The sequence below is a fragment of the Achromobacter sp. HZ01 genome (genome assembly GCF_003267925.1).
GTDB classification, from domain to species: domain Bacteria; phylum Pseudomonadota; class Gammaproteobacteria; order Burkholderiales; family Burkholderiaceae_B; genus Achromobacter; species Achromobacter pulmonis_A.
The window spans coordinates 1,754,968-1,773,133 of record NZ_LWKV01000001.1; the positions used below are offsets into that span (position 1 = coordinate 1,754,968).

General features: G+C 70.3%; 18 protein-coding genes. 11 read left to right on the top strand and 7 right to left on the bottom strand.

Going from position 1 to position 18,166, the window contains the following annotated elements; translation table 11 throughout:
- The first annotated feature begins 35 nt into the window (after positions 1-35).
- From A6B37_RS08175 to A6B37_RS08205, 7 genes are all read left to right on the top strand, one after another.
- Positions 36-1,607, top strand: coding sequence for an amidase (locus tag A6B37_RS08175; protein WP_111825429.1), 1,572 nt, complete (start codon positions 36-38; stop codon positions 1,605-1,607).
- 156 nt (positions 1,608-1,763) lie between these two features.
- Positions 1,764-2,975 (top strand): ABC transporter substrate-binding protein, encoded by a 1,212-nt coding sequence (locus A6B37_RS08180; protein ID WP_111825430.1) that lies wholly within the window; start codon positions 1,764-1,766, stop codon positions 2,973-2,975.
- An 83-nt stretch (positions 2,976-3,058) separates the two neighbouring features.
- The gene (locus tag A6B37_RS08185) at positions 3,059-3,949 is read left to right on the top strand and encodes a branched-chain amino acid ABC transporter permease (protein WP_102771530.1); all 891 of its coding nucleotides are present in this window, start codon (positions 3,059-3,061) and stop codon (positions 3,947-3,949) included.
- 2 nt (positions 3,950-3,951) lie between these two features.
- Complete coding sequence (locus tag A6B37_RS08190; protein ID WP_111825431.1) at positions 3,952-4,920, top strand: branched-chain amino acid ABC transporter permease; 969 nt, start codon at positions 3,952-3,954, stop codon at positions 4,918-4,920.
- Complete coding sequence (locus tag A6B37_RS08195; RefSeq protein ID WP_111825432.1) at positions 4,920-5,657, top strand: ATP-binding cassette domain-containing protein; 738 nt, start codon at positions 4,920-4,922, stop codon at positions 5,655-5,657. Before A6B37_RS08190 ends, A6B37_RS08195 begins: the two co-directional genes overlap by 1 nt.
- A complete protein-coding gene (locus A6B37_RS08200) occupies positions 5,650-6,384 on the top strand; it encodes an ABC transporter ATP-binding protein (protein ID WP_102771533.1) in 735 nt (244 codons plus the stop codon). Before A6B37_RS08195 ends, A6B37_RS08200 begins: the two co-directional genes overlap by 8 nt.
- Complete coding sequence (locus tag A6B37_RS08205; protein WP_102771534.1) at positions 6,384-6,878, top strand: ureidoglycolate lyase; 495 nt, start codon at positions 6,384-6,386, stop codon at positions 6,876-6,878. Before A6B37_RS08200 ends, A6B37_RS08205 begins: the two co-directional genes overlap by 1 nt.
- A 187-nt stretch (positions 6,879-7,065) precedes the next feature.
- Here A6B37_RS08205 and A6B37_RS08210 read toward each other — a convergent pair whose 3' ends face one another.
- The 3 genes from A6B37_RS08210 to A6B37_RS08220 all read right to left on the bottom strand — a co-directional run bounded on the left by A6B37_RS08210 (position 7,066) and on the right by A6B37_RS08220 (position 11,320).
- On the bottom strand, positions 7,066-7,692 hold the full coding sequence (locus tag A6B37_RS08210) for a class I SAM-dependent methyltransferase (protein WP_111825433.1): 627 nt from the start codon (positions 7,690-7,692) through the stop codon (positions 7,066-7,068).
- A 7-nt stretch (positions 7,693-7,699) separates the two neighbouring features.
- Entirely contained in the window at positions 7,700-9,556 is a 1,857-nt protein-coding gene (locus A6B37_RS08215; protein WP_102771536.1) for a phosphoenolpyruvate carboxykinase (GTP), read from the bottom strand.
- A gap of 141 nt (positions 9,557-9,697) precedes the next feature.
- Positions 9,698-11,320 carry an acyl-CoA synthetase gene (locus A6B37_RS08220; protein ID WP_111825434.1) on the bottom strand — a complete coding sequence of 541 codons (1,623 nt, stop codon included), beginning with the start codon at positions 11,318-11,320 and terminating at the stop codon, positions 9,698-9,700.
- A 137-nt stretch (positions 11,321-11,457) separates the two neighbouring features.
- Here A6B37_RS08220 and A6B37_RS08225 point away from each other — a divergent pair, with 137 nt between their 5' ends.
- Genes A6B37_RS08225 through A6B37_RS08235 form a run of 3 tightly spaced genes read left to right on the top strand, consistent with a single transcriptional unit; the run spans position 11,458 to position 14,019 of the window.
- Positions 11,458-12,735, top strand: a complete 1,278-nt coding sequence (locus A6B37_RS08225) for a Zn-dependent hydrolase (protein ID WP_111825435.1) — start codon at positions 11,458-11,460, stop codon at positions 12,733-12,735.
- 4 nt (positions 12,736-12,739) lie between these two features.
- Positions 12,740-13,075: a thioredoxin family protein gene (locus A6B37_RS08230; protein ID WP_102771539.1), complete on the top strand. Its 336-nt coding sequence runs from the start codon at positions 12,740-12,742 to the stop codon at positions 13,073-13,075.
- Positions 13,072-14,019 (top strand): DMT family transporter, encoded by a 948-nt coding sequence (locus A6B37_RS08235; protein WP_111825436.1) that lies wholly within the window; start codon positions 13,072-13,074, stop codon positions 14,017-14,019. Before A6B37_RS08230 ends, A6B37_RS08235 begins: the two co-directional genes overlap by 4 nt.
- Here the strand turns inward: A6B37_RS08235 and A6B37_RS08240 are convergent, their stop codons facing one another.
- Both A6B37_RS08240 and A6B37_RS08245 read right to left on the bottom strand, forming a co-directional pair.
- On the bottom strand, positions 14,020-14,916 hold the full coding sequence (locus A6B37_RS08240; RefSeq protein WP_111825437.1) for a DMT family transporter: 897 nt from the start codon (positions 14,914-14,916) through the stop codon (positions 14,020-14,022).
- Entirely contained in the window at positions 14,907-15,635 is a 729-nt protein-coding gene (locus A6B37_RS08245; protein WP_111825438.1) for a GNAT family protein, read from the bottom strand. Before A6B37_RS08245 ends, A6B37_RS08240 begins: the two co-directional genes overlap by 10 nt.
- Before the next feature lie 120 nt (positions 15,636-15,755).
- On the opposite strand from A6B37_RS08245, the gene A6B37_RS08250 reads away from it, so the two are divergent.
- Positions 15,756-17,234, top strand: a complete 1,479-nt coding sequence (locus tag A6B37_RS08250) for a PLP-dependent aminotransferase family protein (protein WP_111825575.1) — start codon at positions 15,756-15,758, stop codon at positions 17,232-17,234.
- Here A6B37_RS08250 and A6B37_RS08255 read toward each other — a convergent pair.
- Together A6B37_RS08255 and A6B37_RS08260 are read right to left on the bottom strand one after the other, a co-directional pair.
- Positions 17,227-17,523, bottom strand: coding sequence for a hypothetical protein (locus A6B37_RS08255; RefSeq protein ID WP_102771543.1), 297 nt, complete (start codon positions 17,521-17,523; stop codon positions 17,227-17,229). The genes A6B37_RS08250 and A6B37_RS08255 overlap by 8 nt on opposite strands.
- Positions 17,523-18,155 carry a LysE family translocator gene (locus A6B37_RS08260; protein WP_102771544.1) on the bottom strand — a complete coding sequence of 211 codons (633 nt, stop codon included), beginning with the start codon at positions 18,153-18,155 and terminating at the stop codon, positions 17,523-17,525. The genes A6B37_RS08255 and A6B37_RS08260 overlap by 1 nt, the downstream gene beginning before the upstream one ends.
- Positions 18,156-18,166: the final 11 nt, after the last annotated feature.

The following is an 18,166-nucleotide window of genomic DNA, read 5'->3' on the forward strand; positions in this document are numbered from 1 at the left end:
ACCCAACTGGTCTGACCGGTAAGGACAAGCACGACATGACCGATCTGTACGAAAGATTCTCGCGCGCCGTCGACGCCCTGGCGCGGCTGGGCGACTACCCCTATGGCGAACGGCGCCAGGCCTGGCTCGACCGCCTGCGCGTCAACCTGCCGGAACTGGAGGCGCTGGACGCGCTGGCCCCGGAGACCGAGCTGGGCTATCTGGCGCCGCCGCCGGCCGCGCCCGGCGACAAGCTGCCGGCGGCCCAGGCCGGCCGCGGCATCGCCGTCTCGCGCCATGCGCCCGGCATCGCGGCCATTGCGCGCGAAGCGCGCGACGCGCCCGAGCGCGCGGCCGAACCGGCCAAGGCCGCGCTGGCCGCGGCCCGCCAGCAGGCCGGCCTGAACGCCTTCATCACGCTGTCGGACACGCCGGCGCTGGATGGCGCGGCCGCCGCCGCGGCGCGCAAGCTGCGGGAAGGCGCCGCCATGCCGCTGATGGGCGTGCCCTTCGCGGTCAAGGACCTGATGCAGGTGGCCGGCTTCTCGCAGACCAACGGCAGCGGCGGGCTCAAGCCTCCGCCCGCGCTGCGCGACGCGCTGGCCGTGGCGCGGCTGCGCGAGGCCGGCGCGCTGGTGGTGGGCACCACCAACCTGCACGAACTGGCCTACGGCATCACCAGCGAGAATCCGCATTACGGCTGGGTCGGCAACCCGCGGGCGGCCGGCTACACGGCGGGCGGCTCCAGCGGCGGCTCGGCCGCGGCGGTGGCCGCCGGCATCGTGCGCCTGGCCATCGGCACCGACACCGCCGGCTCGATCCGCATCCCGGCCGCGTGCTGCGGCGTGGTCGGATTCAAGCCCACTTTCGACGCGATTTCGCGCGACGGCGCGCAGGCGCTGGGCGCCAGCCTGGACCACATCGGCCCGATCGCCACCAGCGTGGCCGACGCCGCGCTGGCCTACTCCATCATGGCCGGCCAGGCCGAACGCACCGTCAGCGTCGGCGCGCTGCGCGGGCTGCGCGTGGGCGTGCCGCGCAATTACTTCTACGCGCCGCTGGCCGAGGACGTGGCCCACGCCGTGGACCAGGCGCTGGCCCGCATGCAGGCCGACGGCGCGGTGCTGGTGCCGATCGACCTGCCCGGCGTCGAACACAGCGCCGCGCTGCAGTTCGCCACGCTGTGCAGCGAAGCCACCGACATCCATTGGCGCCGCCTGGTCGACCAGCCCGAGACCCTGGGCGCCGACGTGCGCGTGCGGCTGGAGATCGGCCAGTTCTTTCCCGCCACCTGGTACGCCCGGGCGCAGCGCGGCCGCGCCGTGCTGGCGCATAGGTTCGAGCAGGCGATGCAGGCGGTGGACGTGCTGGTCACGCCCACCCTGCGCATCGAGCCGCCGCGCTCGGGCGGCGGCGCGGTCGAGATCGGCGGACAGGAGGTGCCGCTGCACACCGCCGTAACCGGCCTGACCATGCCCTTCAACCTGACCGGCATGCCCGCGCTGACGCTGCCTTGCGGCAGCGGTGCCAACGGCCTGCCCATCGGCTTGCAGATCGCGGGCGCGCGCGGCGCCGACTGGCGCGTGCTCAACGCCGCGGCGCGGGTGGAGGCGCTGCTGGCTGCCTGAACGCGGCGCGGCCGGGCGGCCGCGCATGCTGGTAAACACTAACTGGTCAGACCAGTCCGACAGGATTAAAAAACAAACGACGTTCCCGACCGCCGATCCCGTGCGTTTCGCGCGCACGCCGGCACCGCCGCAGCGCCTTCGCCTAAGGAAACCACGATGAAACTGCTTCGCTTCGCCGCAGCCGTATCCGCGGTCGTACTTGCCTCCTCCTCCGCCCTCGCCGCCGACCCCATCGTCATCGGCGTCAGCATCGCGCAATCCCCGCCCGGCTCGGTGGTGCAAGGCACCCAGGTCAAGGACGGCGTCGAGATCATCACCAAGATGATCAACGACAAGGGCGGCGTGCTGGGCCGGCCGCTGAAGATCGTCTACGAAGACAACCAGGGCATCCCTGAAAAAGGCCGCGCCGCGGCCGAGAAACTCATCTCCCGCGACAAGGTCGTGGCCGTGACCGGCGGCCACCAGAGCTCGGTCTGCCTGGCGGAAATCGAAGTGGCCCACCGCTACAAGGTGCCCTACGTCAATACCAACTGCTGGTCCGACGACGTGCGCGCCAAGGGCTACCCCGAGGTATTCAACCCGGCCAACTACAACACACGCGTCTCCAGCGCCATGGCCGACACCATCGCCGCGCTCAAGGTCAAGAGCGTGGTCGCCTTCGCCGAGAACACCGACTACGGCATCGGCCAGGCCAAGCTGCTGGGCGAATTCCTCAAGAAGGCCGCGCCCCAGACGCAATACAAGTACGTGGCGCTGGACCGCGCCGGCAAGGACTTCACGCCCGCGGTGCTGCCGCTGCGCGCCAGCCCGCCGGAACTGGTGGTCAACATCATGCTGCCGCCGGCCGCCTACATCCTCATGAACCAGCTGTACGAACAGGGCGTGGCGCCCAGCGCTCACACCTGGTTCTACGACGGCGCCGGCATCGCCGACTACCCCGACTTCTGGAACAACGTGAAGGAAGCCGGCAAGTACATGCTGGCCTTCGGCCTGTACCACCCGCAGATGCCCATGCCGCAGCTCGGCCTGGACGTGGGCGCCGCCTACCAGAAGCAGGCCAAGACCGAACCCAACCGCCTGATCTTCCAGGCCGCGGACTCGGTGCTGCTGATCGCCCGCGCCATCGAAGAGGCCAAGTCCACCGACAGCGCCGCCATCATCAAGACCCTGCAAGGCATGCAGTTCGAAGGCGTGCGCGGCAAGTTCAGCTTTTCGCAGCAGCCCGGCTACAGCTTCCAGCAATGGGTCGACATCCCGTACGTCACCTATCAGCTGACCGAGGTCGGACAGCCGCTGAGCAAGACCACGCTGATCCAGGCTTCGGGCCAACCGCTGCAGATCGACAAGGCCGTCAAACCGGAAAAATGACCGCCCCCCGTGGAGGCGTTTTACGCCTCCACTCCTGAACCGCTATGCGCGCCGGAAAATTTCCCGGCGCCGGGGAGCATCGAGTGCTGGCACTGGACCTGTTCGTCAACGGCCTGATCATCGGCCTGTACTACGCGCTGATGGCGGTCGGCCTGACCATGATCTTCGGCATCCTGAAGGTCGTGAACTTCGCCCACGGCGAGTTCTACATGATCGGCGCCTATACCTATACCCTGGTGTCGCTGGCGCTGGGCGTGCCGCCCTGGCTGGCGCTGCCGGTGGCCGCGGCCGCCGGCGCGCTGCTGGGCTGGGCCACCGAACGCTGGCTGATGCGCCCGCTCTACGCCGGCTACGGCTCCTGGGGCCTGATGAAGGACGAGTACGCGGTGGTCGTCACCTTCGGCCTGTCGCTGCTGCTGATCAATCTGGTGGACAAAGTCGTGGGCCCCTACCCCATGCGCGGGCCGGCGCTGTCGGACGTGACGCGCATGGCCGTCGGCCCTTTCATGATGAGCGGCCAGAAGCTGATCACGGCCGGGCTTTCCATCGTGCTGCTGGTCGGGCTGGCGCTGTTCATCAAGCGCTCGCTGTGGGGCCGGCAGGTCCAGGCGGTGGCGCAAAACCGGCTGGGCGCCTCCATCGCCGGCATCGACACCGCGCGCGCCAGCAGCATCATCTTCATGGCCTCGGGCGTGCTCGCCGCGCTGGCCGGGGCGCTGCTGGCGCCGGTCATCAATCCGGCGCCGGACGTGGGCGCGTTCCCCGCCATCAAGTCCTACGTCATCGTGGTGATCGGCGGCATGGGCTCGATTCCCGGCAGCATCCTGGCGGCGCTGGCGCTGGGCGTGCTGGAGAGCTTCGGCGCGGTCTATCTGTCCTACGACTACCGCGACACCTTCGGGCTGGCGCTGCTGATCCTGATCCTGCTGTTCCGGCCGCGCGGCCTGTTCGGCGAACGCGCGCGGGAGGTCTGAACATGGAACCGCTGGCTCATCCCAATCTGCTGCGCAACAAGCTTAGCCAGGAAATGCGCCTGTCGCTAGTGTTCCTGGCGGTGCTGGCGCTGCTGCCGCTGGGCGTGTCCTCGCCGTACTGGCTGGGCGTGCTCATCGTCAGCATGTATTTCGCCATGCTGGCCACGGGCTGGAACCTGCTGGCCGGCTACACCGGCCAGTTCTCGCTGGCGCCGGCGGCCTTCGCCATGCTGGGCGGCTATACCACCGGCCTGCTGGCCTACCACTGGCAGGCGCCGCTGTGGCTGGGGCTGCCGCTGTCGGCGGTGGTGCCGGGGCTGATCGGGCTGGTGCTGGGCCGCATCGTGCTGCGGCTGTCGGGCCCCTACCTGGCGCTGACCACGCTGTCGTTCGCCGAGATCGCGCGCCTGGTGATCTACAACTCCATCGACTTCACCCGCGGCGACCAGGGGCTGAACGTGCCGGCGCTGATCCAAAGCCGGCTCGGCAACTATTACCTGTTCCTGGGCGTGCTGGCGGCGGTCACGCTGCTGGTGTTCCTGCTGCTGCGGGCGCGTCCGGGCCGTTTCCTGCAGGCGATCCGCGACGACGAGATCGGCGCGGCCAGTCGGGGCATAGACGTGGTGCGCTACAAGACCCTGGCCTTTCTGGTGAGCTGCGCGATCTGCGGCTTCGCCGGCGGCCTGTACGGCACGTTCGCGCAGCTGGTCAGCCCGGAGCTGGGCATCGTGGCGCAGACCGGCATCGTCATCGCCATGGTGGTGATAGGCGGCATGGGCACGCTGGTCGGCCCGCTGCTGGGCGCGGTGCTGGTGTACGTCGCCTCCGAACTGCTGCGCGACGCCGGCAATATCCAGATGATCGTGTTCGCGCTGCTGGTCATCGTGTTCGCGCGCTTCTTCCGCGAAGGACTGTGGGGCCTGGCGCGCCGGGCCGCGCTGCGCCGTTGCGCCAACGCCAAGGGGGCCTGATGCCGCTGCTGCAGATATCCGGAATACGCAAGCGCTTCGGCGGCCTGCTCGCCGTCAACGGCGCGGGCATGGACGTGGCCGACGGCGAACTGCTGGGGCTGATCGGCCCCAACGGCTCGGGCAAGACCACCTTGCTGAACGTGCTGTCGGGCCACCTGGAGGCCGACGCCGGCGAGGTCCGGCTGGACGGGCGCAGCGTGCTGGGCCTGGGGCCGACCCGCCTGACCCGGCTGGGCGTGCTGCGCATGTTCCAGATGACGCGGGTCTTCAACCGCGTGAGCGCCTACGACAACCTGGTGGTGTGCGGGCTGGCGCTGGGCCTGGACGAGGCCGGCGCCAGCAGGCGCGCGCTGGAACTGCTGGAGGAGCTGAAGCTCGGCCACGTCATGCACCTGGACGCCGGGCAGCTGTCGGGCGGCCAGAAAAAGCTGCTGGAGTTCGGCGCGTGCTTCATAGTGCCGCCGCGCGTGGCGCTGCTGGACGAGCCCTTCGCCGCGGTGCACCCCGTCATGAAGGAAACCATGTCGGCGTTCATCCGCCGCCGCAACCAGGACGGCCAGACCTTCATCCTGGTCAGCCACGATATGCCGGTGGTGGTGGACCTGTGCCCGCGCTCGGTCTGCATGAACGCCGGCCGCGTGCTGGCCGACGGCCCGACCCAGCAGGTGCTGCGCGAGCCGGCCGTGATCGAGGCCTACCTCGGCGAAGCACAACACGAGGAGCGCGATCATGGCTGACACGCTGCTGGCGATGGAGAACGTGACCGCCGGCTACCTCGGCGACATCGACGTGCTGCGCGGCGTTTCGCTGACGGTGCAGGCCGGCCGCATCAGCGGCCTGATCGGGCTGAACGGCGCCGGCAAGTCCACGCTCATGAAGGCCATCTGCGGCTTCCTGCCGCCCAAGTCCGGCCGCGTCACGCGCGCCGGCCGCGATATTTCCGGGCAGGCGCCGCACCGCATGATCGACGACGGGCTCTGGTACATCCCGCAGGAATCCAGCCTGTTTCCCTACCTCACGGTGGAGGAGAACCTGCGCCTGCCGCTGGAAGGCCGTCGCAAGCGCTACGGCGACGTGCTGGAGGCGCGCTACGCCGACACGCTGGAGCGCTTTCCGGTGCTGAAGGAAAAGCTCAAGGACCAGGCCGGCAACCTGTCGGGCGGGCAGCAGAAATCGCTGGAATTCGCCAAGGCCTACATGGTGCAGCCGCAGGTCTGCCTGATCGACGAGCCCAGCATCGGCCTGGCCCCGCGCGTGGCCGCCGAGGTGTTCCAGTGGATCCGCGCCTTCGCCGACGCGGGCATGGGGATTCTACTGGTGGACCACAACGTGCGCCGCGTGGTGGCCATGTCCAATCACATCTACGTGCTGAGCCTGGGCGAGATCACCGCCTCCGGCTCGCCCGAGGATTTCGCCGGCGACCTGCACGAGCAGGTGCGCGAATGGCTGGGGATCAATTTCTGATGGATACACGGACCTTGACGGCGCAGCCCCTCACGGCCGAGGCCTTCGCGCCCTATGGCGAAGTCGTCAGCAGCGCGGGGCGCGGCGGCCGCAGCATCAATGCCGGCACCTCGCTGCGGGTGGAGATGGACGAGCCCGACATCCTGGGCGACGGCGGCCGGCCGTCGCTGTCGGTGTTCCGCGCGCGCGCCATCGCCCTGCCCTTCGCCGCGCGCGAACTGGAACGCCACCGCCTGGGCAGCCAGACCTTCCTGCCCCTGGCCGCCGCGCCCTATGTGGTGCTGGTGGCGCTGGGCGCGGACGCGCCCGACCCGGCCACCTTGCGCGCCTTCCTGGCCGCGCCCGGCGCCGGCGTCACCCTGCGCCGCGGCGTCTGGCATCACCCGCTGATGGCGCTGGCGGATGGGGATTTCGCGGTGCTGGAGCGCGCGGGCGCGCAGGTGGATTGCGAGGTGGCGCCGCTGCCGGGGGGGGATTGGGTGGTGCTTGCTTGAGGGGGGGTGTGGGGATGAATGGCGGCTTGCGCCGCCTGATGGGTTTCGCGCGTTCGGCGTTCGTGTTCTTGGTCAGGGTCTCTCGCGCTGCACCCATCCTACGGCCGTAATATCGCATCGTAGGATGGGTGCAGCGCGAGAATCCACGGGCAAGAACCCAATCATCGAACGCGCGAAACCCATCACCCTAAACCCGCCGCCACACACTGGCCAGCCACGGCTGCTGATCTCGCGGCAAACCCTGCGGCCGATAGTAATGTTCGAGTTCCTCGAATCCGGCCTCTTTCATCAACCCCCGCCAGCCGTCCAGGTCGTGGTAGGCGCCGTAGCGCCCGCGGTTCCAGCCTTCCTGGTTGCCGCCGCGCGGATTGGAGCTGAACAGCGCCCCGCGCGGCTTGAGCGCGGCGCGCAGTTCGCGCAGCACCCGGGGCAGTTCCTGGCCGGGCACGTGGAACAGCGCCGCATTGGCGTAGATGCCGTCGAAGCGGCCGGCGGGCAGGGACAGCTTGAGAAAGTCCTGCAGCCAGACTTCGCAGCCGCTGGCCTGGCGCGCCATCTCGACGAAGCGCGGCGTGCCGTCCAGGCCCACCGCGCGGTGGCCCAGCCCCGTGAACGTCTTGAGGTCGCGGCCGGGACCGCAGCCGAAGTCCAGGATGTCGCACGGCGGCGCGCCCTCGATGTGGCGCAGCAGCGCGGCGATGTTCTGGCTGACATCGTGGTCGCGCGTGCCGGCCTCGAACGATTCGGCGTTCTCCTGGTAGTGCGCCAGGGTCAGCGCACTGATCTTGGCCAGGTCCTCGGCGTCGAGCCTCATGGGGCCGTCAGGCCGCCAGGCGGCCTTCGATCCGGGCCTTGGCGGCCGGCAGATCGGCGGGCAGGCCCTGCTCCAGCTGCTTGAACAGCTGGTCGTGCAGCGCCAGCTCGTCGCGCCAGGCGGCGGCGTCCACCGACATCACCTGCTCGAACTTGTCCGGGCTGAATTCCAGGCCGGTCCAGTCGATGTCCTGGTAGCTGGGCGAAATGCCGAACACCTGCTCCACGCCCTTGGACTGGCCGTCGATGCGGCCCAGCATCCAGCGCAGCACGCGCATGTTGTCGCCGAAGCCCGGCCACACGAACTTGCCGTCGGGCCCCTTGCGGAACCAGTTGACGCAATAGATGCGCGGCAGCGTGGCGCCGGCGGCTTCGAGCTGCTTGCCCAGCTTCAGCCAGTGGTTGAAGTAGTCGCTCATGTTGTAGCCGCAGAACGGCAGCATGGCGAAGGGATCGCGGCGCACCACGCCCTGCTGGCCGGCGGCCGCGGCGGTGGTTTCCGACCCCATGGTGGCGGCCATGTAGACGCCTTCGACCCAGTTGCGGGCCTCGGTGACCAGCGGCACGGTGGTGGAACGGCGTCCGCCGAAGATGAAGGCGTCGATGACCACGCCCTTGGGGTTTTCCCATTCGGGGTCGATGGACGGGCATTGCGCCGCCGGCGCGGTGAAGCGCGCGTTCGGATGCGCGGCCTTGCGGCCGGTTTCGCGCGCGATGGCCGGCGTCCAGTCCTGGCCCTGCCAGTCGGTCAGGTGCTCGGGCGGGGTGTCGGTCATGCCTTCCCACCAGACGTCGCCGTCGTCGGTCAGCGCCACGTTGGTGAAGATGACATTGGCCTTGAGCGTGGCCATGGCGTTGAAGTTGGTCTGCTCGCTGGTGCCCGGGGCCACGCCGAAATAGCCGGCTTCCGGGTTGATGGCGTGCAGGCGGCCGTCGGGGCCGGGCTTGATCCAGGCGATGTCGTCGCCGATGGTGGTGACCTTCCAGCCGTCCATGCCCTGGGGCGGGATCAGCATGGCGAAGTTGGTCTTGCCGCAGGCCGACGGAAAGGCCGCGGCCACGTGGTACTTGCGGCCCTTGGGCGAGGTCACGCCCAGGATCAGCATGTGCTCGGCCAGCCAGCCCTGGTCGCGGCCCATGGTCGAGGCGATGCGCAGCGCGAAGCATTTCTTGCCCAGCAGCGCGTTGCCGCCGTAGCCCGAGCCGTAGCTCCAGATCTCGCGGGTCTGCGGGAAGTGGACGATGTACTTGGTGGGGTTGCACGGCCAGGCCACGTCGGCCTCGCCGGGCGCCAGCGGCTTGCCGACCGAGTGCACGCAGGGCACGAACTCGCCGTCGGTGCCCAGCACCTCGTAGACCTGCTTGCCCATGCGCGTCATGATGCGCATGTTCACCGCCACATAGGGGCTGTCGGAGAGCTCCACGCCGATGTGGGCGATGTCGGAACCCAGCGGGCCCATCGAGAACGGCACCACGTACAGCGTGCGCCCGCGCATGGCGCCTTCGAACAGGCCGTTGAGCGTGGCGCGCATCTCGGCCGGATCGGCCCAGTTGTTGGTCGGGCCGGCGTCCTCGGGACGGTCGGAACAGATGAACGTGCGGTCCTCGACCCGCGCCACGTCGGACGGATCGGACCAGGCCAGATAGGAATTGGGCCGCTTGGCGGGGTTCAGCCTGCGCAGGGTTCCCGATTGCACCATCTGCTCACAGAGCCGGTCGTACTCCTCCTGGGAGCCGTCGCACCAGACGACGCGTTCGGGCTTGGCATGCGCGACGAAGCTCGCCACCCAGTCGATCAGGCCACGGTGCTTGACGTAGGCAGGTACGTTCAAGGCCGCCAATCCCCCATCCAAAGGCTTATCCATCGGGGTTATCTCCATACTAGTCAGCGAATGATGATACGGCCCCAGTTTGAGTGGGGCCGTATCAATTTGGGCCATCATACTTGCAGCCACAGGCTGCCCGTCAACCCATCCTCTTGGACGAAGTGTCACGGGTTGAGACGGCTACCCGTAGCGTCCGTCGCGCAGCTCCCGGCGGATGATCTTGCCCGTTGCAGTGGTCGGCAAACTGGTTACAAAGCGGATGGCGCGCGGGTATTCGTGCGCCGCCAGGCGGGTGCGCACGTGGGCCTGCAGGGACTTCACCAGCGCCTCGTCGCCCTGCACGCCGTCGTTCAGGACCACATAGGCCATCACGATCTCGGTGCGCTCGGCGTCGGGCACGCCCACCACCGCCGCCATGCGCACGGCCGGATGGCCCAGCAGGCAGTCCTCGATCGGACCCGGGCCGATGCGGTAGCCGGCGCTGGTGATGACGTCGTCGTTGCGGCCGACGAAGCGGATGAAACCCTGCGCGTCGCGCACGCCCTGGTCGCCGGTGAGCAGGTAGTCGCCGGCGAATTTCTCGGCCGTGGCCTGCGGGTTGTTCCAATAGCCCAGGAACATGACCGGGTCCGGCCGCAATACGCCGATATTGCCTTCCTGTCCATCGGCCACTTCGACGCCCCGGTCGTCCACGATGGCGACCCGGTGCCCCGGCGCGGCGCGGCCGATCGAGCCGATCACCGGATCGAACAGCGACGAGCACGAGGACACCAGCATGTTGCACTCGGTCTGCCCGTAGAACTCGTTGATGGTGACGCCCAGCACGCGCCGGCCCCAGTCGATCAGCTCGGCGCCCAGCGACTCGCCGCCGCTGGCCACCGAGCGCAGCGCCAGCGAGCCGGCCCCGGGCGGCTGGGCCACGGCGCGCATCATCTTCAGCGCCGTGGGCGGCAGGAACGTATGCGTCACGCCGTGGCGCGCCATCAGCTCGAAGGCGGCGGCGCCGTCGAACTTCTCGAAGCGGCGCGCCAGCACCGGCACGCCGTGGTGCCAGGACGGCAGCAGCACGTCCAGCAGCCCCCCGATCCAGGCCCAGTCGGCCGGCGTCCACATCAGCGCGGCGTTTTCGGGAAAGAATTCGTGCGACATCTCCACGCCGGGCAGATGGCCCAGCAGCACGCGCTGCGCATGCAGCGCGCCCTTGGGCTTGCCGGTGGTTCCCGACGTGTAGATGATGACGGCCGGATCGTCGGCCGAGGTGGCCGCCGGCGCGTAGTCGTCGGACTCGGCGGCCAGCGCGGCATGGAACGGCACGGCGTCGTCGACCGCCTCGTCGTCGATGCAATAGACGACCTTCAGTTCCGGCAGGCCGGCGCGGATTTCGCGCAGCTTGCGGCAGCCGGCCGCGTCGGTCACCAGCGCGGCCGCTCCGCTGTCGGCCAGCCGGTACTGGATGGCGTCCACGCCGAACAGCGTGAACAGCGGCACCGCCACCGCGCCCATCTTGTAGATCGCGATGTGGGCCACGGCGGTCTCGGGCGCCTGCGGCAGGTAGACGGCCACCCGGTCGCCGCGCCGCACGCCGTGGCGCGCCATGCTGTTGGCCAGGCGGTTGGACAGCGCCTTGATCTGGTCGAAGGTATAGCGCGACTGCGCGCCGTCGCTTTTCTCGTAGATCAGGGCCAGGCGGCCGCTGCCGTCGGCCCATTTGTCGCAGGCGTCCACGCCGATGTTGTAGGCCGCCGGCACCTGCCATTGGAACTGGGACGCGAGCTGCGCGTAGGAATCGGCTCTGGACAGCATGGTTTGTCTCTCGTGGTTTGAATTCTCGTTGGCGCGCGGCATCCGGGCCATGCGCCGGCACCGATATAGTAAGCCGCGCGCGCCGCGATGGCCGCTGCCGCGCATGCCATAATTGCACGCGCACTCCAGGAAGTCTCATGCCGCAAACCGCCTCCTCCGCCTTTCCTCCGCTGAACGCCGAGCGCCTCTGGGCCCGCGCCGAAACCCTGTCCCGCTACACCCTGCCCGACCAGCCCTGGACCCGCCGCGCGTTCTCGCCGCAGTTCGACCAGGCCCGCGCCTGGCTGCGCGGCGAATTCGAGGCCGCCGGCCTGGCCACCCGCCTGGACGCCGGCGGCAACCTGATCGGCACGCTGCCCGGGCGCGATCCCGCGCGCAAACCCATCGCCACCGGCTCGCACTGCGACACCGTGATGAGCGGCGGCCGCTACGACGGCATCATCGGCGTGCTGGCCGGCATCGAAGTGGCCCACACGCTGCGCGAACACGGCGTGCAGCTCGAACACCCCTTCGAGGTCATCGATTTCCTGTCCGAAGAGCCCAGCGACTACGGCATCTCCTGTGTCGGCAGCCGCGCGCTGTCGGGCCAGCTGAGCGCCGACATGCTGGCCTCGCGCAACCCCGAGGGCGAGACGCTGGCCGAAGGCATCGCCCGCATCGGCGGCGACCCGGCGGCGCTGGGCGCGCCGCTGCGCCGCGCCGGCGAAACCGCGGCCTTCGTCGAACTGCACATCGAACAGGGCCCGGTGCTGGAAAGCCGCGGCCTGCCCATCGGCGTGGTCACCAACATCGTCGGCATCCGCCGCGTGCAGATCACGGTCCAGGGCCAGCCCGACCACGCCGGCACCACGCCCATGGACATCCGCCGCGACGCGCTGGTGGGCGCGGCCCGCATCATCGACGCCGCGAACCGCCAGGCCAGCGCCGCCAGCGGCAATCCGCATTACGTGGTGGCCACGGTCGGGCGCCTGTCGATGACGCCCAACGCGGCCAACGCGGTGCCCGGCCTGGTCGAACTGACGCTGGAAGTGCGCAGCGACAGCGACGCGGTGCTGGACGCCTTTCCCGAAACCCTGATGGCCGGCGTGGCGCAGGACCTGAAGGCGCTGCGGCTGTCGGCCGGCTGGACCCAGCTCAGCCGCGCGCGGCCCACCGACTGCGCGCCGCTGGTGATGGACGCGGTCGAGGCCGCCGCCGGCCAGCTGGGCTACGCCAGCATGCGCCTGCCCAGCGGCGCCGGCCACGACGCGGTCTACATGGCGCCCACCGGCCCCATCGGCATGATTTTCATCCCCTGCCTGAACGGGCGCAGCCACTGCCCCGAGGAATCGATCGAACCCGCGCAGCTGCTGGATGGCACCCGCGTGCTGTACCAGTCCGTGCTGCAACTGGACCGCGTGCTGCGCGGCGCCTGAGACCATGGAACAGATAGAACTCAACGACAGCACCGCCGACCGCTACCTGCTCGACGCCCCCGGCCTGTCGCTGCTGGTCTTTCACAGCCGCACCTGCGGCAACTGCCGGGTCGCGCGCGAGCAGCTGCCGCGGCTGGAACTGCCGGTGGAGCGCCTGTGCTGGGTGGACGCCGGCGAGAACGGCGGCCTGGTCGAGCGCTACGAAGTCTTCCACCTGCCCGCCATGTTCGTGACCCGCGACGGCGCGTTCTTCGGCCCGGTGCAGGCCAGCCTGGCGGAATGGGACCTGCGCCAGCAGATCGGCCTGGCCCTGGACAGCTATCCGGCGGAACTGCCATGAGCGCGGCGCCGGCTCCCAGGCCGCTGCGCCAGCCGCTGGACGCGCTGGCGACCGGCGCCATGCTGCTGCTGTGCGTCTGCTGGGGCTTCCAGCAGATCGCGATCAAGCTGGTGGCCGACGACGTCGCGCCCATCATGCAGATCGGCCTGCGCTCGGCCTTCGCGGCGCTGGTGCTGGCCGCGGTGGTGTGGCGGCGCGAGGGCGCGCAGGCCGTGCGCGACGGCACCGCCCTGCCCGGGCTGGTGGTGGGCCTGCTGTTCGCCGGCGAATTCCTGTTCGTGGCGCAGGGCCTGGTCTACACCACCGCCTCGCACATGTCCGTGTTCCTGTACACCGCGCCCATCTTCGCCGCGCTCGGGCTGCACTGGCTGCTGCCCGAAGAGCGCATGAAGCCGCTGCAGTGGCTGGGCGTGGCGATCGCGTTCTGCGGCATCGCCATCGCGTTCCTGGGCAAGGGCCGTCCCGAAGGCCAGGCCGGCGCGCCCGACATGCTGCTGGGCGACGCGATGGGCCTGCTCGCCGGCCTGCTGTGGGGCGCCACCACCGTGGCGATCCGCAAGACCTCGCTGTCCGAGGCCGCGCCCGCCAAGACCCTGCTCTACCAGATGGCGGTGGCGGCGGTGGCGCTGCTGGCCTACGCCGCGGCCACCGGCAGCGACGGCTTCCGCTACACGCCGCAAGCGCTCGCCAGCGTGGCCTTCCAGTGCGTGGTGGTGGCCCTGTCCAGCTACCTGGCCTGGTTCTGGCTGCTGCGCCGCTACCTGGCCTCGCGCCTGTCGGTGCTGTCTTTCATGACCCCGCTGTTCGGCGTGAGCTTCGGCGTGCTGATCCTGGACGAACCGCTGGACGCCGCCTTCGTGCTGGGCGCGGCGCTGGTGCTGTCCGGCATCACGCTGGTCAGCGGCGCGGAACTGCTGCGCGAGAAGCTGCGCCGCGTGCGCTGATCAGGCCCGGCGCCGGCGCGGCGCCGCGTCCAGGTTCAGCACGATCAGCGCCGCCCCCGCCAGCACCAGGGCGAAGCCCCACCAGTCCATGGCGGCGGGCCGGTCGCCCACCAGCGCCATCGCGCCCAGCACGCCCACCACCGGCACCATCAGCGTGGTCAGCGTGGCCACCGTGGCGCTGACCCGCTCGCTCAGCACGAACCAGAGCCAATAGGCCACCGCCGTGCCCAGCACGATGTGAAACGTCAGCGCGCCCGCGACGCGTCCGTTCCAGCCGTGCAGCGGAAAGCGTTCGCCGGACAGCAGCACGCCCGCCAGCGCGCAGCCCGCGCCCACCACCAGCTGCCAGGCCGTGACCACGATGCGGTGGCCGGCCACCGGCCGCGCCTTCAGATAGACCGTGCCGGCGGCCCAGCCGAACGCCGCCACCAGCGGATACGCCAGGCCCAGGGCCGCCGCCGCGTCATGCCCGCCGAAGACCGCGCGCAGCACCGGCCATGCCAGGATGGCCACGCCGGCCGCGCCCAGCGCGAGCGCCAGCGCGCGGCGCCGGTCCAGCCGTTCGCCCAGCACCGCCCACGCCAGCAGCGCCGACATCATGGGCATGGTGAAGGTCAGCACCGCCGCGCGCGAGGTGCTGGTGCTGAGCTGCGCCCAGGCCACCGCCAGGTTGAACACCGCGATGGCCAGCAGGCCGCCCACCACGATGCCCGCCCACGAAGCGCGCGGCGGCAGCAGATCGAGCCGCTTGACCCGCGCCAGCAGCAACAGCAGCAAGGCGCCGCTGCCCAGCCCCAGCAGGCGCAGGGTGAAGGGCGGGACGACGCCCAGCACGATTTTCACGGCCGGCCAGTTCAGCCCCCAGAACAGGGCCAGCGCGACGGGGATCAGGCGCACGCGGCGCGGGCCTCGGCGATCATGGCGGCCAGCCCGCGGCGCTGGCGGCCTTCGGCGTCGAAGTTGTCCGCGCCCAGCCACTGTTCGTAGGCCGCGCGCAGCGCCGGCCATTCGCCGTCCACGATGGAGAACCAGGCCGTGTCGCGGCTGCGGCCCTTGTAGACCGTGGCCTGGCGGAACACCCCTTCGAACTCGAAGCCCAGGCGCGCGGCGGCGGCGCGCGACGGCGCGTTGAGGCTGTCGCACTTCCATTCGTAGCGGCGATAGCCCAGTTCGTCGAAGACGCGGCGCATCAGCAGGAACTGCGCCTCGGTGGCGATGCGGGTGCGCTTGAGCTGGCGCGAGAAAGACACGAAGCCGACCTCGATGACGCCGTTGGGCGGATCGATGCGCATCAGCGCCAGCGTGCCGACGGCGCGGCCCGATTGCAGGTCGATGATGGCGTGGTGCATGGGATCGGGGCCGTCCTGGACCTTTTCGGCGAACGCCCGGTAGGCGGCCTCGTCGGCGAAGGGGCCCACCGACATGTAGGTCCAGTCGCTGTCGTCGGGCGCCCGGCTGAAGGCCTGGTACAGATCCGCCGCGTGGCGCTCGGCCGACAACGGTTCGAGCCGGCAATAGCGGCCGGAGAGCGCCGTGGCGGGCGGGCGCGGGCGCGCCGTCCAGCCGGGCATTTCCGGGCCGATGGGTTGCTGAAAAGCGTTGACGCGGGCGGGCATTCGGACCTCTTCCTGGTTGGCGCGCCGCCGGGATGGCCGGACGCGATCTGCATGGCCTCACGATATCGGAACCGTGGCATGATAAAAAGCACCACGCCTAAGGACTTTAATAGGGCCATGATGACCTCCTCCGCCCTGCTCGCCAGCCCGCTGGCGCGCGGCCCCGGCGCCCTGCCGCGCCAGCGCCAACTGATCCAGCGCCTCAAGCAGGCCATCCTGGCCGGCCAGCTGCCGGCCGGCGGCAAGCTGCCCTCGTCGCGCGCCCTGGCCGAAGAGCTGGAGATCTCGCGCAACACCGTGCTGATCGCCTACGAGCAGCTGACGGCCGAAGGCTTCGTGATCGCCGACCGGCAGGGCACGCGGGTCGCGCCCTTGTCGGCCGCCGCCGGCGCGGCCGGCCAGGCCGCCGCGCCGCCCTCCCCGGTTCCGGCCACGGCCCGGCGCCTGGCGCGCATCGTGTCCACGCGCTACGCGCACGACGGTTCGCTGCCGCTGACGCCCGGCACCCCGGCGCTGACGCAGTTCCCGGCCAGCGCCTGGCGCCGCGCGCAGGACCGCGCGCTGCAGGCCGCGCCGGCCGCCGCGCTGGGCTATGGCGATCCGCTGGGCGAACCGGCGCTGCGCGAAGCCATCGCCCAATACCTGCGGGTCTCGCGCGGCGTGCGCTGCGACGCCTCGCGCATCGTCATCACCGAAGGCGCGCAAGGCGCGCTGGCGCTGTGCGTGCAGCTGCTGACCAACCCCGGCGATACCGCCTGGCTGGAAGAGCCCGGCTACCGCGGCGCCAAGGCCGCCTTCCACGGCGGCGACCTGGAGATGCTGCCGCTGCGCGTGGACGACGACGGCATCGTGATCCCCGACAGCGCCTGGCGCGACCATCCGCCGCGGCTGATCCAGACCACGCCGTCGCACCAGTACCCCACCGGCGCGGTGCTGTCGCTGACCCGCCGGCTGGACCTGATCGAGCGCGCGCGGCAGGCCGGCGCCTGGATCATCGAAGACGATTACGACAGCGAGTTCCGCCACCAGGGCGAACCCATCGCGGCCATGCAGGGCCTGGTGGCCGACGCGCCCGTGCTGTATGTGGGCACCTTCAGCAAGACCATGTTCCCCGCCCTGCGGCTGGGCTATCTGGTGCTGCCGCGGGCGCTGGCGGCGCAGGCCATGCCGTCCGTCGTCGAGATGCTGCGCGGCGGCCACCGGCTCGAACAGCTGGCCATGGCGGCCTTCATCGAAAACGGCCAGTTCTCGCGCCATCTGGGGCGCATGCGCCGGCTGTACCGGGAACGGCAGGCGGCGCTGCGCGACGCGCTGGCCGCCCATTTCGGGATCGAGCACGAAGTGCTGGGCGGACACAGCGGCCTGCACCTGACGGTGCGGCTGCCGCCGGCGTACCCGGACCAGGAAATCGTGCGGCAGGCGCGCGCGCTGGGGATGAACCCGAGCGCGCTGTCCTCGTTCGCGGTGTCGCCCCGGCCGCAGGACAACGGCCTGGTGATCGGCTACGGCAACACGGGCGCGGAGCGCTTTCCGGCGCTGCTGCAGCGGCTGCGCGAGGTCGCGCTGGAATGCGGCGGGCGGCGCCGGCCGCTCAGTTGATCAGCCCGCCCAGCACCAGCACGGCCAGGAACAGCCAGAAAACGAAGCCCAGGATGGAGCGGCGCAGCAGCGACTTGACCGCCGCCCACAGCAGCATGAGCCCCAGCACCAGCAGGACCAGGTTGAACACGGACGGGCTCATGCCCATCGCGCCGGCCAGGCCCGAATAGAAATCGCCCAGCGCGCCGCCGATGCCGCCCAGCAGCCACTTCAGCCCCGCCACGATGCTGCGCAGGGCTTCGCCGAGCATCCCGCCCAGCGAAGCGAAGAATCCGTCGCCGGCCCCCATCAGCGCCGCGCGTCCGTCAGCATGCGCACGGCCAGTCCGGCCAGCACGGTGCCCATCAGCCAGCGCTGCGCCGCCATCCACAGCGGACGGCCGGCCAGGAAGCCGGCGATGGAGCCGGCCATGATCGCGATGAGGGCGTTGACCGAAAGGCTGATGGCGACCTGGGTCATGCCCAGCGCCAGCGACTGCGCGAACACGCTGCCGCGCTCGGGCTGGATGAACTGCGGCAGCAGCGATACGTACATGATGGCGATCTTGGGATTGAGCAGATTGGTCAGCAGCCCCATCATGAACAGCGTGCGCGGGCTGCTCCTGGGCAGTTCGCGCACCTGGAACGGCGAGCGTCCGCCGGGGCGCAGCGCCTGCCACGCCATGTACAGCAGGTACAGCGCGCCGCCGATGCGCAGCGCGTCGTAGGCGTAAGGCACGGCCATCAGCAGCGCCGTGATGCCGAAGGCGGCGCAGCATACATAGAAGACGAAGCCGACCGCCACGCCGCCCAGCGAGATCAGGCCGGCCTGGGCGCCCTGCGAGATCGAGCGCGACACCAGGTAGATCATGTTCGGCCCGGGGGTGAGCACCATGCCCAGGGCCACCAGGGCGAAAGTCAGGAAATGGGCGAGATCTGGCATGATGGAGCGGC

Excerpts from the sequence above, each read along its gene's own strand:
- A6B37_RS08200 (WP_102771533.1), top strand. The coding sequence starts at position 5,650 with ATGGCTGACACGCTGCTGGCGATGGAGAACGTGACCGCCGGCTACCTC.
- A6B37_RS08215 (WP_102771536.1), bottom strand. The coding sequence starts at position 9,556 with ATGGATAAGCCTTTGGATGGGGGATTGGCGGCCTTGAACGTACCTGCC.
- A6B37_RS08235 (WP_111825436.1), top strand. The coding sequence starts at position 13,072 with ATGAGCGCGGCGCCGGCTCCCAGGCCGCTGCGCCAGCCGCTGGACGCG.
- A6B37_RS08205 (WP_102771534.1), top strand. The coding sequence starts at position 6,384 with ATGGATACACGGACCTTGACGGCGCAGCCCCTCACGGCCGAGGCCTTC.
- A6B37_RS08220 (WP_111825434.1), bottom strand. The coding sequence starts at position 11,320 with ATGCTGTCCAGAGCCGATTCCTACGCGCAGCTCGCGTCCCAGTTCCAA.
- A6B37_RS08255 (WP_102771543.1), bottom strand. The coding sequence starts at position 17,523 with ATGGGGGCCGGCGACGGATTCTTCGCTTCGCTGGGCGGGATGCTCGGC.
- A6B37_RS08210 (WP_111825433.1), bottom strand. The coding sequence starts at position 7,692 with ATGAGGCTCGACGCCGAGGACCTGGCCAAGATCAGTGCGCTGACCCTG.
- A6B37_RS08180 (WP_111825430.1), top strand. The coding sequence starts at position 1,764 with ATGAAACTGCTTCGCTTCGCCGCAGCCGTATCCGCGGTCGTACTTGCC.
- A6B37_RS08175 (WP_111825429.1), top strand. The coding sequence starts at position 36 with ATGACCGATCTGTACGAAAGATTCTCGCGCGCCGTCGACGCCCTGGCG.
- A6B37_RS08250 (WP_111825575.1), top strand. The coding sequence starts at position 15,756 with ATGACCTCCTCCGCCCTGCTCGCCAGCCCGCTGGCGCGCGGCCCCGGC.
- A6B37_RS08260 (WP_102771544.1), bottom strand. The coding sequence starts at position 18,155 with ATGCCAGATCTCGCCCATTTCCTGACTTTCGCCCTGGTGGCCCTGGGC.
- A6B37_RS08245 (WP_111825438.1), bottom strand. The coding sequence starts at position 15,635 with ATGCCCGCCCGCGTCAACGCTTTTCAGCAACCCATCGGCCCGGAAATG.
- A6B37_RS08190 (WP_111825431.1), top strand. The coding sequence starts at position 3,952 with ATGGAACCGCTGGCTCATCCCAATCTGCTGCGCAACAAGCTTAGCCAG.
- A6B37_RS08195 (WP_111825432.1), top strand. The coding sequence starts at position 4,920 with ATGCCGCTGCTGCAGATATCCGGAATACGCAAGCGCTTCGGCGGCCTG.
- A6B37_RS08230 (WP_102771539.1), top strand. The coding sequence starts at position 12,740 with ATGGAACAGATAGAACTCAACGACAGCACCGCCGACCGCTACCTGCTC.
- A6B37_RS08225 (WP_111825435.1), top strand. The coding sequence starts at position 11,458 with ATGCCGCAAACCGCCTCCTCCGCCTTTCCTCCGCTGAACGCCGAGCGC.